This window comes from Legionella maceachernii (assembly GCF_900167045.1).
In the GTDB taxonomy this organism is placed as follows: domain Bacteria; phylum Pseudomonadota; class Gammaproteobacteria; order Legionellales; family Legionellaceae; genus Tatlockia; species Tatlockia maceachernii.
Genome location: NZ_FUXJ01000002.1, coordinates 295,109 through 309,188 on the forward strand (window position 1 = coordinate 295,109; position 14,080 = coordinate 309,188).

Here is a 14,080-nt window from a genome sequence, read left to right on the forward strand (position 1 = left end):
TCGCGTTATTGTCTTCTTAAAAAATATCTGTATGATGCTAACCCAAAGTTTTTTCAACAAAAAATTCGACTGAAAGCGCTTTTTAGCAGGATTTATAAATGGTATTTTCATTAAAGCATGCAGGGATAGCTGTTGTATTTCTTGGTTCATTTTCTTTCTACTCTCTTGTGTTTTCTTCCTCTTTGGGAAAGGCAAAACTGGAATTTACAGGAGAATTAGGTGTTAATCATTTGCAATTAGGCAACTCCTCTTATCAAATTACTGAGACAGAAACCGATAACCTCCATCAAACTCACAATCCAGTTGTTGGTCAATTTAGTCTTGGAGTTGGTTATTTTTTTCCTTTTTCTCGCACTGCTTCTCCAGCTACTCAGTGGCAATGGTTCTCAGGCCTGCGAGCCGCTTTAAATTTACACTATTTTGATCATGATTTTTTCAATAATGAGATCAGAGGACAGATTGAGCAGTACCAAGATCCAACAATGAATAATTATCTTTATGGAATCTCCATTGCCAATGCCCGCCTGATGTTTAATGTCGCATTAACTCTTGCAACCTTAAAGAAATTTTCTCTCTTTGTAAGCGGTGGCATTGGGTCTACGTGGACAAAGCTGCGCTATGATGATGAGCCTGTCTTAGGAGTTGAGGCAGGTGCCTTATCGTTAAGTAGCTATAAAAAAACAGGATTTGCTGCTGAAGGAGGAGTAGGTATCGCTTATCAGATTAAAGAAAATACTCACCTTTTACTCCAATATCTTTATGCTGATTTAGGCACAGTCAGAACAGCTAATACAGGTATTTTAGATGGAGAATTTGCGGTTATCGGCCCAGCTCGTTTTCACTTGCGTTCACAGGGAATTTCATTAGGTATCCGTATAAATCCCTAGTCGCTTTATTAAAAGGATTCAATACCATGCGTAAATACAGTTATCTATTGGTGTTTTTTTGTTGTTGGACGCATTGGCTTTGGGCAGCGAAACTACCTTTAGAATTTGTTTCCTTACCTGTTATAACAGACATGGAGCCTAATCAGTCTCAAACCCTGACTTACGTAATTCACAATAATTTACCCACACAATATTTACCTTTACGCAGTATTACTGTTATCAATGGTGGTGATCAGCAGCCCCCTTCTCCTGCTGCAATAGCGAGTACCTGCGGGACTTTTATTGCCCCTAATGCTTATTGTTCAATTATTGTTACTTTGGGTAATCTAGTTCCAGGTAGGTTTTATCGCCATTTAGTGATTGATTACAATGGAAGAGCACCCTTAGTGAGTAGTATTGCTTTTAATGTGACTCAAGCGAAGTACACAATCTTAATGTATATAGTGGGTTCTGATTTGGAATCACTAGGTCAATCCGCTAGCTTTAATATCAATCAAATGGCCACGGTGGGTTCTTCTAAGGAAATGAAAGTGGTTTTAGAAACCGGAGGTGCTAATGCACCTGGTTGGCTAACTGTGCAACGCAAGATTGTACTGCCAGGAAGTGCCGTAACTCTTCAGGATTTAGGTCCTGTCAACATGGCAGCAGCGAGTACCATTCAGGATTTTATCCAATGGGGAATGACTAACTTTCCAGCGGATAATTATATTTTAATTTTTAACGATCACGGCGGTGGTCCAAATGGTGGTTTTGGCGGAGATGAGCTTTACAATAATGCCGCGACACCTATCAATCAATTGGTTGCTGCCATTAGAGGAGCCACTCTCAATACAGGGAAGCGTTTTGAAATGATCGGTTTTGATGCCTGTTTAATGGCTAGTGCAGAGCTCTTAGCAGGTCTAGCTCCGTATACCAATTATTTCGTCGCTTCGGAAGATTTAGAACCTGGTCAAGGATGGCAGTACAACACTTTTCTTGCTTATGTAAAGAATAATTTACTGGCTAATGGATTAGCCATTGGTATCGATATTATTAATGGCTATATGAGCCAGAATGAAGGTGATTCCACCACGTTATCAATAGCCGCTTCCTCTGAGGTAGCTAATTTAATTGCTGCAATTAGCAATTTTGCAAATGCTTTAAACAGCCATGTTCGTTCTGTTTCTGAGTGGAAAGCCATTGCGAATGCACGCTATAAATCGGCTGATTATTCAACGTCCATATGGGAGGCGAATAGTTTCGATGTAGTGGATTTGACCGCCTTTGCTACAGCCGTTGCTGCCCAATTTCCAGCAGATCCCGTACTGCAACTCGCTACAAACGCCGTAGTCAGTGCGAATGCGAATACCATTAAGTATTTATTAAACAGCGCTAATCGAGCCGACTCAAACGGATTGACTGTTTATTTTCCTTCCATTTTAGGGCAGTATGACCCAGACTACCCGAGTAATACGAAATTAAATGGTCAGGAATTTTTTTCAACCAATTATGTTAGCTTAGTACAAGATTATTATCAGTTTTATAGTGCTAATACTTCTAGCTTAGTAGCCAACCCGACCAATCTACAATATGACGGAACTACCTATACCGCCACAATAACGAATGATTACAATGAATTATTTGCTGCCGTGGGTAATGATGCATGTCCCTTTAGTGTTTTTGACAGAAGGAATAACCCTCTCTCTTCCCCTCCTTGTTATACCTCAATTCAATATCAGGGAATTGATGCTGTGGCTGGAGTTTCCAACACCTGGAATATTAGTTTTGTAAAAGCAGATCATGTGGATGAATGGCCGTTAATTAATGATGAGCCCATGCTATTAATTCCTGATGATGCCACTCCTAGTGTGCCTGGAGAGGACACTTTTATAATCCCCGTTACCATGAGCGATGCAGGTTACAGTACAGGATTCTTGAGTGTCGTGAAAAATGCCAATGGAACTTATGAAGTAGTGGGTTTCCAAAAATCGGTTGGTAGTTCAAACACCGCAGCAAAGATAACGGACATAGAGAATGGCACGCAATTCTTTTTACGAACCTATGCTTTTGATGGCAGTAGATGGTTATTATTGCGCACCGACGTTGCGATAACGTCACCTTTTACGATTTCCTTTGGTTCAGTATCTGCACCTGCATTTACTAATTTTAGGTTTTTGGTGGGGGATAGAACCGGCAATCTGACGATTACGGACGACTCAAAGCCTTATTAAACCACTCTCGCAAGGGATTTAATGCGAATTGAACGCGAAAATTTAAATTCCTAATATTTCTTTTGTCTGTGCATCACTCACTGGCAAGAGGTATTTACAAAAATCATGGCGTTTTTGGTGGGCTTTACGCAGGCTTAAGAAACTTTGCTGAAGATGGTGTGAAGATTTCAATAAAGTGGTTTCTTCAAGCGGGTTATAGAGATGCAGGGCCAGCTCCTGCCAGCTCTCAACTTCATTGAAGGAAATAGACCCTGTAACTGCCGGTTCACTAATAGAAGGAGGGGCTAGATTAAAGCAAGCATGCAATTTCTTACTGACCATATGAATGGCATTGTATTTTGCTTCGATGCTGTGTCCGGCTATATGGGGAGTACAGAGTGTCGCACTTTTTATAATTTCTGGGTTGATGTGAGGCTCATTCGTGTAGACGTCAGTACAGTAAATAATGGGTTTTTTGAGCTGTAATAGGGCTTCTTCATCCATTATTCCACCACGTGAGGCGTTAATAATCACTGCCGTTGGTTTGAGCTGGTTAAGAAGTGTTTCACTAAAGAGGTTTCGGCTTGGATGAGGAAGGTTATCGTGTAAATTGGCATGGATGGCAATGAGATCGCATTGCAGAATTGTTTCAAGAGTACAGCTACTAAAAAGGGGATCCTTTTCACTTTTAAGTGGGTCATAACAGTGTACTTCCATGCCAGCGGCCATCAAACGTTTAACGACTTTAGCCCCGACTTCTCCTACTCCGATAACTCCTGCTTGTACCTCACTAAACCCTTTATATTTTTGCAAAAACGCCAGGGTAGCAATCACATAATCGGCTACAGCTACAGCATTGCTCCCCTTGGCATCAATTAGTTCAATGCCATTATTCTGTAAATAAAGGTAATCGATATGATCAGTGCCGGAACTTGCTGTGGCAACATAACGTAGCGACTGACCTTTTAATAACTGTTCATTCACTTTGAGTGTGGAACGGCAAAGTAAAATATGCTGATCGTTAAGAAGATGAGGAATTTCATCGGCATGGCGATAGACGCTAAGCTCAAACGGTTTAGGAAAGGCTTCAATTAACCCAGGTAAGCTGGCATCGGCGAGAATTTTCATATACCAAATAAGGTGTAAATTCCAGCCAGAGACCAGCGTAGAAGAGGAAGAATGAACCAGCCTAAGGCACCCGTAAAGATAAGGGCCAGAAGAATAAAAAAACCATAAGGCTCAATTTTTTGGTACTGAATAGCCTGCTTAATGGGTAAAAGGCTGGCAACAATTCGGCTTCCATCCAAGGGTGGAATGGGAACTAAATTTAAGTACGCTAATACAAGATTAATCATTATGCCTGCTTGCCCTGTGAGTGCCATAAATAAAGCAGCACTGGAGGTGGTCGGATTCAATATCATCCCTAGCTTAAGGCAAATTGCCCACAAAAAAGCCATGAGTAAATTGGATAGTGGGCCTGCTGCGGTAGCAAGGGCCAAATCACGACGAGGATTATGTAACAAAGAAGCATTAATGGGCACGGGTTTTGCCCAACCAAAGACGAAACTAAATTGGCTTAGTAGGAGCACTACGATGGGAACGAATACAGTACCAATAAGATCGATGTGTTTTAGTGGGTTAAAGCTCAATCGTCCAAGCATTTTAGCCGTTGTATCGCCAAAACGAGAGGCCACCCAGGCATGTGCCGCTTCATGGATTGTGATTGCGAAGAGTACAGGCAGTATCCAAATGACTATTCGCTGGACAGTTGATAATTCGAGCATGAATAACACGCCTTGTTAAGAGAAGGCTAATTCTAGCGGATAGTTGTTCCTCTGCTCAAGGTTTTCTTTCCAGTACAACTAGCAGGTGGTAAAGCGGCTCATAGACAAAATGAAGATTTCTAAGATGGCTTAAAAGTTAGATGCAGCTATCTTATTGTACGCAATTTATTTTGCAGTATCTTGAGTATATACTCCTAGCTCACAGACTTTTCATGCTCACTATGAAAGTGATGACATTGCCGAAATTAACTCATTATTTGCTCTTAACATTATTTTCCTTGCTCCTTTTACTGCCAGGGATTGTCAAAATGCCTGTCATGGACAGGGACGAGGCGCATTTTGCGCAAGCAAGTCGACAAATGGTACAAACAGGTAACTATTTTCAAATTCGTTTCCAAGAGACGACGCGTTTTCGCAAGCCCCCTGGCATTAATTGGCTACAGGCTGCCTCAGTGAAGTTATTTAGCAATCCCGATGCAAACATCATATGGCCTTATCGTATTCCCTCGTTGCTAGGAGCCTTAATCTCTATTTTATTAACTTATTTTTTTTCCCGCCGGTTTCTCGGACAGACGGTTGCGGTGTTAGCCGCGGTAATGCTTGCTTCTACCTTGCTGCTCGTTGTCGAAAGCCATATGGCTGTAATTGATGCTTCATTACTGTCCTCTGTTGTGCTGATGCAAGGTGCGCTTTGGATCATTTACCAAGCAGGTATAGAGGGCAAAAGAGTGCATTGGGGCTGGGCCGCTTGTTTTTGGTTAGCAATGACCTATGGACTTGTGCTAAAAGGGGTTACCCCTTTGGTCGGTATTTTATCGATAATTGCTTTATGCCTTGTTGAAAGGCGAATCGCTTGGCTGCGCAATTTACAAGTGATGAAAGGAGTATTGGTATTTATTGCGCTCAGTCTTGCCTGGATAATCATGGTCAATGAGGCAGAGCATTCCAATTACCTTTTGCAAGTGATTCATAGGGATTTACTTCCTAAGTTAAAAGGGGGACACGAATCACATGGGAAGCCTCCTCTCTTTCACCTCTTAATTCTCCCGTTGACTTTCTGGCCTGCGTCACTATTTTTATGGCAAGCGGGGGTTCATGCGGTTAAGCACCGGCGAGAAAAAGTCATCAAATTTTTACTGGCTTGGATCATTCCAACCTGGATTTTTTTTGAATTAATGCCGACAAAGCTTCCACAATACGTCCTTCCGACTTTTCCAGCAATCGCTTTATTATGTGCTTTGGCAATTCAAGGAGATAATCACGATAAAAAACCAGGAAAATGGTTACATCTACTGCAAGTGCTTTGGGTTGTTTTATCAACAGGTTTAGCCCTCAGTTTCGTAAGCTTGCCTTATTTAGTGATGCAACAATTTACGTTGGCAAGCGTTGCTCTGTGCATTTCAATAGTAGTACTAAGTGTTATCGCTGCTCGCTTTGCTTGGAACGGGATTTATCGTCAGGCCTACCTAACAACTCTATTGATAGCACTAATCAGTTATTCACTGATCTTTACTGCTCTTCTTCCTCAGTTAAAACCCGTATGGCTTACTTCAAATCTTGTGCAGCTTGTTAATGGAAAAGCGATTGCGGATGATAAACCCTTACTTGTGGTCGGTTTTGATGAACCAAGTCTTGTGTTTAATTTAAATACTAAATCGGTCCAATTTGTGAATGGTGTACTCGCTGGACAAATCTTACAATCGGACCCTTCACGCATTGCTATCGTGGAGGCAAATCATTTTGCCCATTGGGAAAACAGTTTCATGGACTTAGCAATTTTGGGGCGAATCAAAGGATTTAACTACAGCAAAGGGCATTGGGTGGAGCTTTTTTTGATTGGACAGCAAAAGCCTGGGGTTAGCCATGTCACCCTTTGATCGCTTATTGGCAATTATGACAAAACCCCTGGTTATGATGCTCTATTTTGGATTAATAGCACTGTTGTTTTTTTATTTGGATAAACCGATTGCTTATTATTTTCATGCTCTTGATTTAAGGCATCATCTCCCCCTTTTAAGTGTTCTCACTCGTTTTGGATTAGGGGCTGTTTATGTTCCTACTTTTTTGGCCTTAGCACTGTGCTTTCGTTACCTTGTTAAAAATCCGAGGTTGGAAGCGAAGGCCTGGTTTTTATTAATGTGTGTTATTGTTCCAGGATTAATCTGCTTATTGCTGAAAATGGCTTTAGGGCGCGCTCGCCCAAGGTTGCTTTTAGATGGCCAAATGTATGGTTTCTACGGATTGAAATGGAACCCAAATTTTTGGTCACTTCCTTCAGGCCATACAACGACCATTATGAGCGTTATCTTTGGTTTATGTATTTTGTTCCCGCGCTATTTTTATTGGTTTATTTTATTGGGAATAGCAGTGGCTTTATCAAGGGTTTTTCTAAGTCATCATTATCTTAGTGATGTGCTATTTGCTGCTTACCTTGCTTTGATCGAAGTAGGGCTTTTGCGGAACATCTTGCGACGTAAATCGTGGCTAGCCCCTGTGTGGCAACATACTGTATAATGGCTAAATTTTGCTATCTTAGGTAGTCTTTAAATGTCTTCAGATCAACAAAGAGAAGTATCCATAGTGATACCTGTTTACAATGAAGTTGATAACGTTGAGGCATTATATCAGGAAATTAGAGCCGCTTTGCCGGCAGATGATTTTACTTATGAAGTGATTTTTGTTGATGATGGAAGTGTTGATGGGACAGTCGCTCGTCTAAAGACGTTAGCTCAGGTCCATAAAAATTTGCGTGTGGTTTATCATAAGCGCAATTACGGTCAAAGTGCTGCCTTATTAAGTGGTGCGAGAGCTGCTCGCTATTCAATGCTGGTTACGTTGGACGGTGATGGTCAGAATGATCCAGCTGATATTCCTCGTCTGTTTGCACACTTGCAAGACGCGAATACAGTGGTTTTAGGGAATCGCAACAAAAGAGATGATAATCACTTACGTAAAATGTCTTCGCTGATTGGTAATCGTGTGAGGCGTCAACTATTGAAGGACGAATGCTCTGACACCGGCTGTAGTTTAAAATTATTTCCGCGCGAGGCATTTTTAGCCCTTCCTCATTTCAATCATTTACATCGTTTTTTACCTGCATTATTTAAAAGAGCAGGGTTTAAGTTGATTAACTTACCCGTTAATCATCGACCTCGCAGACACGGCGTATCTAAATATGGGGTCATGAACCGCTTGTTTGTTGGCATACATGATTTAATCGGTGTTCGCTGGTTGCTCAAACGTCCGTGTGCACCGGAGGTGTCCATCAATGAACATTAATTATTTTTGGCTCGCGATAGGCTTTATTGGACAGGGAATATTTTCTGCGCGTTTTATTGTTCAATGGCTAGTCAGTGAAAAAGAGAAAAAAAGCGTTATTCCCGTTGCTTTCTGGTATTTGAGTTTATTTGGGGGAATTACATTATTGCTTTATTCAATTTATAAGCGCGATCCAGTCTTTATTTTAGGGCAGGCAACAGGCGTATTTATTTATGCGCGCAATTTGTACTTGATTCACCGCGAGCGAGGCTCTCGCTTTAGGATAAGGCAATCCAGTTTTGCGCGAAAATAGAAGAGCAGCAAAACTGCACTGCTGATTATTTAACCGAAGAGTAAGCATAGCCTGCAATGACTAGATGATTTTTCGGATTTTTAATCAGAGTTATGCCGCTGATCTCAGGTTGCTTGACGGCAAAAAAATCGATCCAGATTGGGCGTAAAGACGTTTGCCAAACCAGTAAAGAATTTCCTTGAGGCAATTTAGGATAAGTCGATGGATGCAATAACCATCCATAGTGATCAGGTCGCAGTAACATGAAATTTCCCAAAAGCCAAAGAGAGTCAGCGACAATAAATTTTGTTTGCTGATGATCGGTATTAATGGCTTGTACCATTTGATTAATGAGAAACTCATCTTGTATTTTCTGCTTACTGTGGCTTCGATGGATTAACACCATAAGAAAAATGAATTGAACCGTTAAAGCGAGAATCAAAAAATACTTTACCCTTTGCTTTAATTGATTCGTTAGATTCACTTGTTTAAAGAGCAAAAGCGGGCATAAAAAAAGAATGGGTATAAGCCAGCGTGTTTCAAAATTGCTCATTCCACTGAAAAAAATCAACGAAACCAGCAATGGGAAGCATAGTCTATGGTAACGAACGAGTAAGGAATGTAAATGGTTTTGCAATGGCACAGATTGCTTCGCAGGGAAAAAAAGGTAAATGATAATGAAAGATGGCACTGCGAAACTAAGACTTGTTTTCATTAAATACCCTAAACCTAGCAATCGGTTATGATCACTTGCTAATTTGTAAGCGCTGCGAAAAGCAAGATTGGGGAAGTGGGCTATCCAGAAAAAATAGGGGCTCGCTATAGCGCCAGCGATGAGTAAAGTGATTAAACTGTGCCAATTAATTATTTTAGAGCGGTAATGCGGTAGAGAAATTGCAGTAAAAACAAATAAAGCAAGAAAAATCAAGTAATTAAATTTCGATAAAAATCCTATCCCAATAATAAGTCCTAAAATGGTATACCAGAGCGTTTTCCCCAACAAGGAGGGGGCAATAAACCAATACCAGGTAAGGCATGCGGCGAATAACGCTAAAATAGAATGAGTATTGTCCTTTATTAAATCAAGACTAATCGCCGGAATGAATACCCAGCTCAATGTAGCGCACCAGGCTAATGAAACGGAGGGGCAATAAAGGCGGCAAATTTGATGAAAGCTATAAAAGCAACCAAAAAGGAGTAGCGATTTTAGTAAAGCAAGACTGGCGAGATTCCGACCTAATAATTTAAAAAAAAAGTACTGCAGCCAGGAATAAAGAGGGGGTTGATCAGGGTATCCAGGAAGAAGCTGCTGCGCCATGACCATTTGCTCTGCTTCATCAATCTCTAAAAGCGATCCGCGCAAAAAAAGGCGGACGAAAAAAAGAAGGACAGCAAAAAAAAATAAAAGGATCGCCGGTCGATTGAGCCATGAGTGTTGTTTAATGAGATTTTTAGAGAACATGTTTTATCGGTGGAAAGTAACAACCTTAAAAGTATACCTGACAAACGCTCGACAAAATATCCATTATTGGCAACAATGATGCTTTTACACTGACCAGGTTTATTGTCGAGATACCTATGATTATCGCCGTTTACGGAGCTGGATATGTCGGTTTAGTATCTTCTGCTTGCCTAGCCCAATTAGGTCATGACGTGATTTGCGTGGATATCAATGAATCGCGGATTGCCATGCTTGCTCAAGGGAAATGTCCTATTTATGAAGAACAACTTCCAGAGCTACTGAAAGAGCAACTCGCTCGAAGGCGGCTCGATTTTACGGTTGATTTATCCGCTGCAATAGCACGGGCGAAAGTCCATATTATTGCAACAGGGACACCGGGCCTTGCCGATGGAAATGCGGATTTATCACAAGTGTTTGCCGTGGCCTCCAGAATAGCTCAGGAAGCTGAAGAAGATTGTGTTTTGGTCATTAAATCGACTGTGCCGGTAGGAACCGGTGATGAAATTCAAGCCCATGTGAATAACGAGTTGGCACATTATCACAAGGCAATTAAAATAGGAGTCGCTTCCAATCCTGAATTTTTACGAGAAGGGACTGCTGTTCACGATTTTTTATGCGCAGATCGTGTTGTCATCGGTGGTGAAGAGCAAACCTTAATGGTGTTAAAGCAACTCTATCAACCTTTGGCAGACCAGGGAGTTCCTATTCTACTCATGAGCCGACGTTCCGCGGAACTGACCAAATATTCCGCTAATGCAATGCTGGCTTGCCGTATTAGCTTTATTAATCAAATCAGCCGGCTTGCAGACGAACTTGGAGCCGATATTGATGATATACGCCAGGGAATTGGGCTCGATTATCGCATTGGTCCCCATTTTCTTAATGCAGGAATTGGTTATGGGGGATCGTGTTTTCCCAAAGACGTGCGTGCCTTGATTCAGACAGCCAAGCGAGTGAATGTGGACACTAATTTGTTGGATGCGATCGAATCCATAAACCGCTTACAAAAAAAGTGGATTTTTGCTCAGTTGTCTGAGCATTTTAAACAGAACCTAAACGGACTAACCATTGGTATTTGGGGGTTATCATTTAAACCTGGAACCGATGATTTGCGCGAAGCGAGCAGCTTGGCAGCTATCAAGACTCTATTGCAGGCAGGCGCTAATCTTCGAATTTTCGACCCAGTCGCTATACCAGCAGCACAAAAATTATTAGCAGATAATAGAGCAATACAGTGGTGTGAGTCCGCTGAAGCTGTTTTTAATACCTCTTTGCATGCCTTAGCCATTATGACTGAATGGCCGCAATTTAAAAATTACCCTCTTGATTTTCTAAAAATGAAATTAGGTGATGCACCACTTTTTGATGGGCGTAACTGTTACCCCTTATCTGCAGTGAAAACGGCGCAACTTGCACGCTATTACTCAGTAGGCCGTCCCCCTGTTGTGACGGTCTCTTCAGAAACGTGTGTTGCATCTTAATCCGAAGGAGCGCATTAACTATGCAAGTAAAAAAAGCAGTTTTTCCCGTTGCCGGAATGGGCTCGCGCTTTTTACCCGCAACAAAAGCCAATCCCAAAGAGATGCTACCCATTGTTGATAAACCACTGATCCAATACGCCGTCGAAGAAGCTGTTCGTGCTGGTATTACCCATATGATTTTTATTACCAGTTCAAGCAAGCGTGCCATAGAAGATCATTTTGATAATCATTTTGAACTCGAAGTGCGGTTGCAAGAGCAAGGGAAAAAAGAGTTACTCGAAGTGGTCCGAGGTGTATCGCCGCCTGGAATTCAATTTTCCTATGTGAGGCAGAATCAACCGTTAGGTTTGGGTCATGCCATTCTTTGCGCTGAGCATGTGGTGGGTAGGGATCCGTTTGCTGTGTTGTTAGCTGATGATTTAATTGATGATTCAAAAATACCATGCCTTTCACGAATGGCTGAATATTTTAAAAAAGACGAGAATTCCATCGTGGCGGTTCAGCCTGTCCCTTGGCATGATGTTAGTCATTATGGCATCGTGCAAGTTGCGGATGCCATTGAGAATTATTCGAGAATCATCGATATGGTTGAAAAACCAAAAAAAGAATTAGCACCTTCCAACCTTGCGGCTGTGGGCCGTTATATTTTTACTCCAGAAATTTTTGACTACCTTAAAAAAACGGTTCCTGATCAGCGCGGCGAAATTCAGCTCACTGATGGAATTCGACGCTTATCAAAAGAACAAACTGTTCAAGCTTATCAATTTCTTGGAAAGCGTTACGACTGTGGATCTAAGCTGGGTTATTTGCAGGCAACGGTTGAGTTCGGGATGTATCATTCGGAAGTAGGACAAGCGTTTAGTGAGTATTTGCGAACTTTAAATTAAGAGGACGCGACACACGTGTAAGCATGAACACAGGGTGACGTGAACGGTTGCTTACTCGTAAATCTGTTTCATGTAATGAGATCTTCCGTTATGCAAAACCCAGTCAGCAAAGAGGCAAGCTACATAGAAGAGTTTGGAATTATCGATTAATTCAACTATAATGATTGAATCGAACGAAATGACTGAGATTTTATTATGGAATCATTATCCGCGAATGAAGCAAAAACACATTTTGGAGATTTGCTTCTCAAAGTACAACGTGAACCAGTTCAAATTAACCGAAATGGCAAAGCTGTTGCCGTTGTGCTGTCTGTTGATGACTACCAAAATTTAGAATCCCTCAAAATCCAGTATTTGAAAATGCGTGTAGAACAGGCAAAAGAAGATATTGCTACTGGTCGACTTATTGAAGGGAATGCTTTTTTTGATGAATTATTAAATGGAAAATTCGACGAATAATGACCAGGTATCAGTTTACAATACAGGCACGACAGGATCTTATTCAAATTCGTCGCTTTACATTAGAACATTGGGGATCAAAACACTCCATAAGTTATCTGGAAGAATTAAAAAGGACTGTTGAACTGCTATCAGATATGCCGTTGATGGGAAAAAATTGCTCTGATGATTTAGGCAAAGATATTTATCGATTTTTATGTGGAAGTCATGCCATCTATTACTTCACTATATCTGGCTCAATAATTGTTATTGCTATTCTTCATCAGAGTATGGTGCCGGAAAATCACCTTACTAATCGATTATAAATCTCAATGAAATTAAAAAACACAATGAGACACCTATCAAAAACATGATTTCTATCAGTGAGTATTTTTTTATCCTATCAATTCGTGGGTCTGGTAAGTCATTGAAGTGATTAATAAAGCGCTATTCATGATGATCTTCCAAATTTTTTGGTGTCAGTAGATCATACTGGATAGCGTTTGTCGGTTCTTTGTGACAATAATACTCGTCTAAATTGACCCATAGCGTCTATTTAGACAATCTTGCTTTGTTTCAAGTATTGAATTTAAGTCACTACCTCTGGCAATATGCTGGACTGACTTAGTATTTCCAGTGAGGAACGATGAAAATCCTAGTTGCAGTGAAGCGGGTGATAGACCCTTATGTCAAAGTGCGAGTGAGGGTTGATGGACACGGTGTGGAAAAACAAAACGTCAAAATGTCCATGAATCCTTTTGATGAAATTGCGATGGAACAGGCTGTTCGATTGCTCGAACAAAAGGTTGCAACAGAAGTCGTCGTGGTATCGATAGGTTCAGAAACGAGTCAGGAGACACTCAGGCATGCGTTAGCGCTGGGTGCTAACCGTGCAATTCTTGTCAAGACTGAAGAGAGTTACTGCAGTCTTAATATCGCAAAAATTTTGCAAAAAATTGCTCTCGATGAACAGCCCGATCTTATCTTAATGGGGAAACAAGCCATTGATGGCGACAATAATCAAACCCCGCAAATGCTCGCTGCTTTACTCGATTGGCCTCAAGGTACTTTCGTCTCCAACCTGAATGTAAACGGTCGCGCCATAGAAATCACTCGAGAAATCGATGGTGGTTTAGAAACGCTTAGCATGCATTTACCCGCGGTGGTTAGTGTTGATCTTCGTTTAAATGAACCTCGGTATGCTAGCTTACCTAACATCATGAAGGCTAAATCCAAGCCGCTATTGATCGTTGAACTGGAAACATTAGGCTTAACACTTAAAAATCACGTTGAGATTCTCAATGTGAAGGCGCCACCGGTTCGCAGTGCAGGAGTAAAAGTCGACTCTGTTGAAGAGCTATTAAAAAAATTAAAACATGAAGCCAAAGTGCTTTGAGTGAGG

Annotated in this window: 14 protein-coding genes; 11 read left to right on the forward strand and 3 right to left on the reverse strand. The window is 41.2% G+C overall.

Annotation, left to right across the window (positions count from 1 at the left end):
- Nucleotides 1-98 precede the first annotated feature (98 nt).
- Both B5D33_RS01290 and B5D33_RS01295 read left to right on the forward strand, forming a co-directional pair.
- Nucleotides 99-887, forward strand: coding sequence for an outer membrane protein (locus tag B5D33_RS01290; RefSeq protein WP_058452501.1), 789 nt, complete (start codon nt 99-101; stop codon nt 885-887).
- A gap of 26 nt (nt 888-913) precedes the next feature.
- Entirely contained in the window at nt 914-3,097 is a 2,184-nt protein-coding gene (locus B5D33_RS01295) for a clostripain-related cysteine peptidase (protein WP_058452502.1), read from the forward strand.
- A 42-nt stretch (nt 3,098-3,139) separates the two neighbouring features.
- Here the strand turns inward: B5D33_RS01295 and B5D33_RS01300 are convergent, their stop codons facing one another.
- Nucleotides 3,140-4,204 carry a 4-phosphoerythronate dehydrogenase gene (locus B5D33_RS01300; RefSeq protein WP_058452503.1) on the reverse strand — a complete coding sequence of 355 codons (1,065 nt, stop codon included), beginning with the start codon at nt 4,202-4,204 and terminating at the stop codon, nt 3,140-3,142.
- On the reverse strand, nt 4,201-4,860 hold the full coding sequence (locus B5D33_RS01305; protein WP_058452504.1) for a site-2 protease family protein: 660 nt from the start codon (nt 4,858-4,860) through the stop codon (nt 4,201-4,203). Before B5D33_RS01305 ends, B5D33_RS01300 begins: the two co-directional genes overlap by 4 nt.
- A gap of 212 nt (nt 4,861-5,072) precedes the next feature.
- Between B5D33_RS01305 and B5D33_RS01310 the strand changes: the two genes are divergently transcribed.
- From B5D33_RS01310 to B5D33_RS01325, 4 genes are read left to right on the forward strand one after another with little or no spacing between them, the layout of a single operon-like run.
- Nucleotides 5,073-6,737: an ArnT family glycosyltransferase gene (locus B5D33_RS01310; protein WP_058452505.1), complete on the forward strand. Its 1,665-nt coding sequence runs from the start codon at nt 5,073-5,075 to the stop codon at nt 6,735-6,737.
- A complete protein-coding gene (locus B5D33_RS01315) occupies nt 6,724-7,374 on the forward strand; it encodes a phosphatase PAP2 family protein (RefSeq protein ID WP_058452506.1) in 651 nt (216 codons plus the stop codon). The genes B5D33_RS01310 and B5D33_RS01315 overlap by 14 nt, the downstream gene beginning before the upstream one ends.
- A gap of 33 nt (nt 7,375-7,407) precedes the next feature.
- Nucleotides 7,408-8,139, forward strand: coding sequence for a glycosyltransferase family 2 protein (locus B5D33_RS01320; protein ID WP_058452507.1), 732 nt, complete (start codon nt 7,408-7,410; stop codon nt 8,137-8,139).
- A complete protein-coding gene (locus tag B5D33_RS01325) occupies nt 8,129-8,431 on the forward strand; it encodes a lipid-A-disaccharide synthase N-terminal domain-containing protein (RefSeq protein ID WP_058452508.1) in 303 nt (100 codons plus the stop codon). Before B5D33_RS01320 ends, B5D33_RS01325 begins: the two co-directional genes overlap by 11 nt.
- A gap of 25 nt (nt 8,432-8,456) precedes the next feature.
- Here B5D33_RS01325 and B5D33_RS01330 read toward each other — a convergent pair whose 3' ends face one another.
- Nucleotides 8,457-9,872 carry an ArnT family glycosyltransferase gene (locus B5D33_RS01330; protein ID WP_058452509.1) on the reverse strand — a complete coding sequence of 472 codons (1,416 nt, stop codon included), beginning with the start codon at nt 9,870-9,872 and terminating at the stop codon, nt 8,457-8,459.
- A gap of 116 nt (nt 9,873-9,988) precedes the next feature.
- Here B5D33_RS01330 and B5D33_RS01335 point away from each other — a divergent pair, with 116 nt between their 5' ends.
- From B5D33_RS01335 to B5D33_RS01355, 5 genes are all read left to right on the forward strand, one after another.
- Complete coding sequence (locus B5D33_RS01335) at nt 9,989-11,353, forward strand: UDP-glucose dehydrogenase family protein (RefSeq protein WP_058452510.1); 1,365 nt, start codon at nt 9,989-9,991, stop codon at nt 11,351-11,353.
- Nucleotides 11,354-11,373: 20 nt separating this feature from the next.
- Nucleotides 11,374-12,240 (forward strand): UTP--glucose-1-phosphate uridylyltransferase GalU, encoded by an 867-nt coding sequence (gene galU / locus B5D33_RS01340; RefSeq protein WP_058452511.1) that lies wholly within the window; start codon nt 11,374-11,376, stop codon nt 12,238-12,240.
- A 195-nt stretch (nt 12,241-12,435) separates the two neighbouring features.
- On the forward strand, nt 12,436-12,699 hold the full coding sequence (locus B5D33_RS01345; protein WP_058452512.1) for a type II toxin-antitoxin system Phd/YefM family antitoxin: 264 nt from the start codon (nt 12,436-12,438) through the stop codon (nt 12,697-12,699).
- Nucleotides 12,699-13,004 (forward strand): type II toxin-antitoxin system RelE/ParE family toxin, encoded by a 306-nt coding sequence (locus B5D33_RS01350; RefSeq protein WP_058452513.1) that lies wholly within the window; start codon nt 12,699-12,701, stop codon nt 13,002-13,004. The genes B5D33_RS01345 and B5D33_RS01350 overlap by 1 nt, the downstream gene beginning before the upstream one ends.
- A gap of 320 nt (nt 13,005-13,324) precedes the next feature.
- Nucleotides 13,325-14,074, forward strand: a complete 750-nt coding sequence (locus B5D33_RS01355; RefSeq protein WP_058452514.1) for an electron transfer flavoprotein subunit beta/FixA family protein — start codon at nt 13,325-13,327, stop codon at nt 14,072-14,074.
- Nucleotides 14,075-14,080 lie beyond the last annotated feature (6 nt).

Excerpts from the sequence above, each read along its gene's own strand:
- B5D33_RS01290 (WP_058452501.1), top strand. The coding sequence starts at position 99 with ATGGTATTTTCATTAAAGCATGCAGGGATAGCTGTTGTATTTCTTGGT.
- B5D33_RS01350 (WP_058452513.1), top strand. The coding sequence starts at position 12,699 with ATGACCAGGTATCAGTTTACAATACAGGCACGACAGGATCTTATTCAA.
- B5D33_RS01330 (WP_058452509.1), bottom strand. The coding sequence starts at position 9,872 with ATGTTCTCTAAAAATCTCATTAAACAACACTCATGGCTCAATCGACCG.
- B5D33_RS01295 (WP_058452502.1), top strand. The coding sequence starts at position 914 with ATGCGTAAATACAGTTATCTATTGGTGTTTTTTTGTTGTTGGACGCAT.
- B5D33_RS01320 (WP_058452507.1), top strand. The coding sequence starts at position 7,408 with ATGTCTTCAGATCAACAAAGAGAAGTATCCATAGTGATACCTGTTTAC.
- B5D33_RS01325 (WP_058452508.1), top strand. The coding sequence starts at position 8,129 with ATGAACATTAATTATTTTTGGCTCGCGATAGGCTTTATTGGACAGGGA.
- B5D33_RS01335 (WP_058452510.1), top strand. The coding sequence starts at position 9,989 with ATGATTATCGCCGTTTACGGAGCTGGATATGTCGGTTTAGTATCTTCT.
- B5D33_RS01300 (WP_058452503.1), bottom strand. The coding sequence starts at position 4,204 with ATGAAAATTCTCGCCGATGCCAGCTTACCTGGGTTAATTGAAGCCTTT.
- B5D33_RS01355 (WP_058452514.1), top strand. The coding sequence starts at position 13,325 with ATGAAAATCCTAGTTGCAGTGAAGCGGGTGATAGACCCTTATGTCAAA.
- B5D33_RS01345 (WP_058452512.1), top strand. The coding sequence starts at position 12,436 with ATGGAATCATTATCCGCGAATGAAGCAAAAACACATTTTGGAGATTTG.
- galU (WP_058452511.1), top strand. The coding sequence starts at position 11,374 with ATGCAAGTAAAAAAAGCAGTTTTTCCCGTTGCCGGAATGGGCTCGCGC.
- B5D33_RS01310 (WP_058452505.1), top strand. The coding sequence starts at position 5,073 with ATGCTCACTATGAAAGTGATGACATTGCCGAAATTAACTCATTATTTG.
- B5D33_RS01305 (WP_058452504.1), bottom strand. The coding sequence starts at position 4,860 with ATGCTCGAATTATCAACTGTCCAGCGAATAGTCATTTGGATACTGCCT.
- B5D33_RS01315 (WP_058452506.1), top strand. The coding sequence starts at position 6,724 with ATGTCACCCTTTGATCGCTTATTGGCAATTATGACAAAACCCCTGGTT.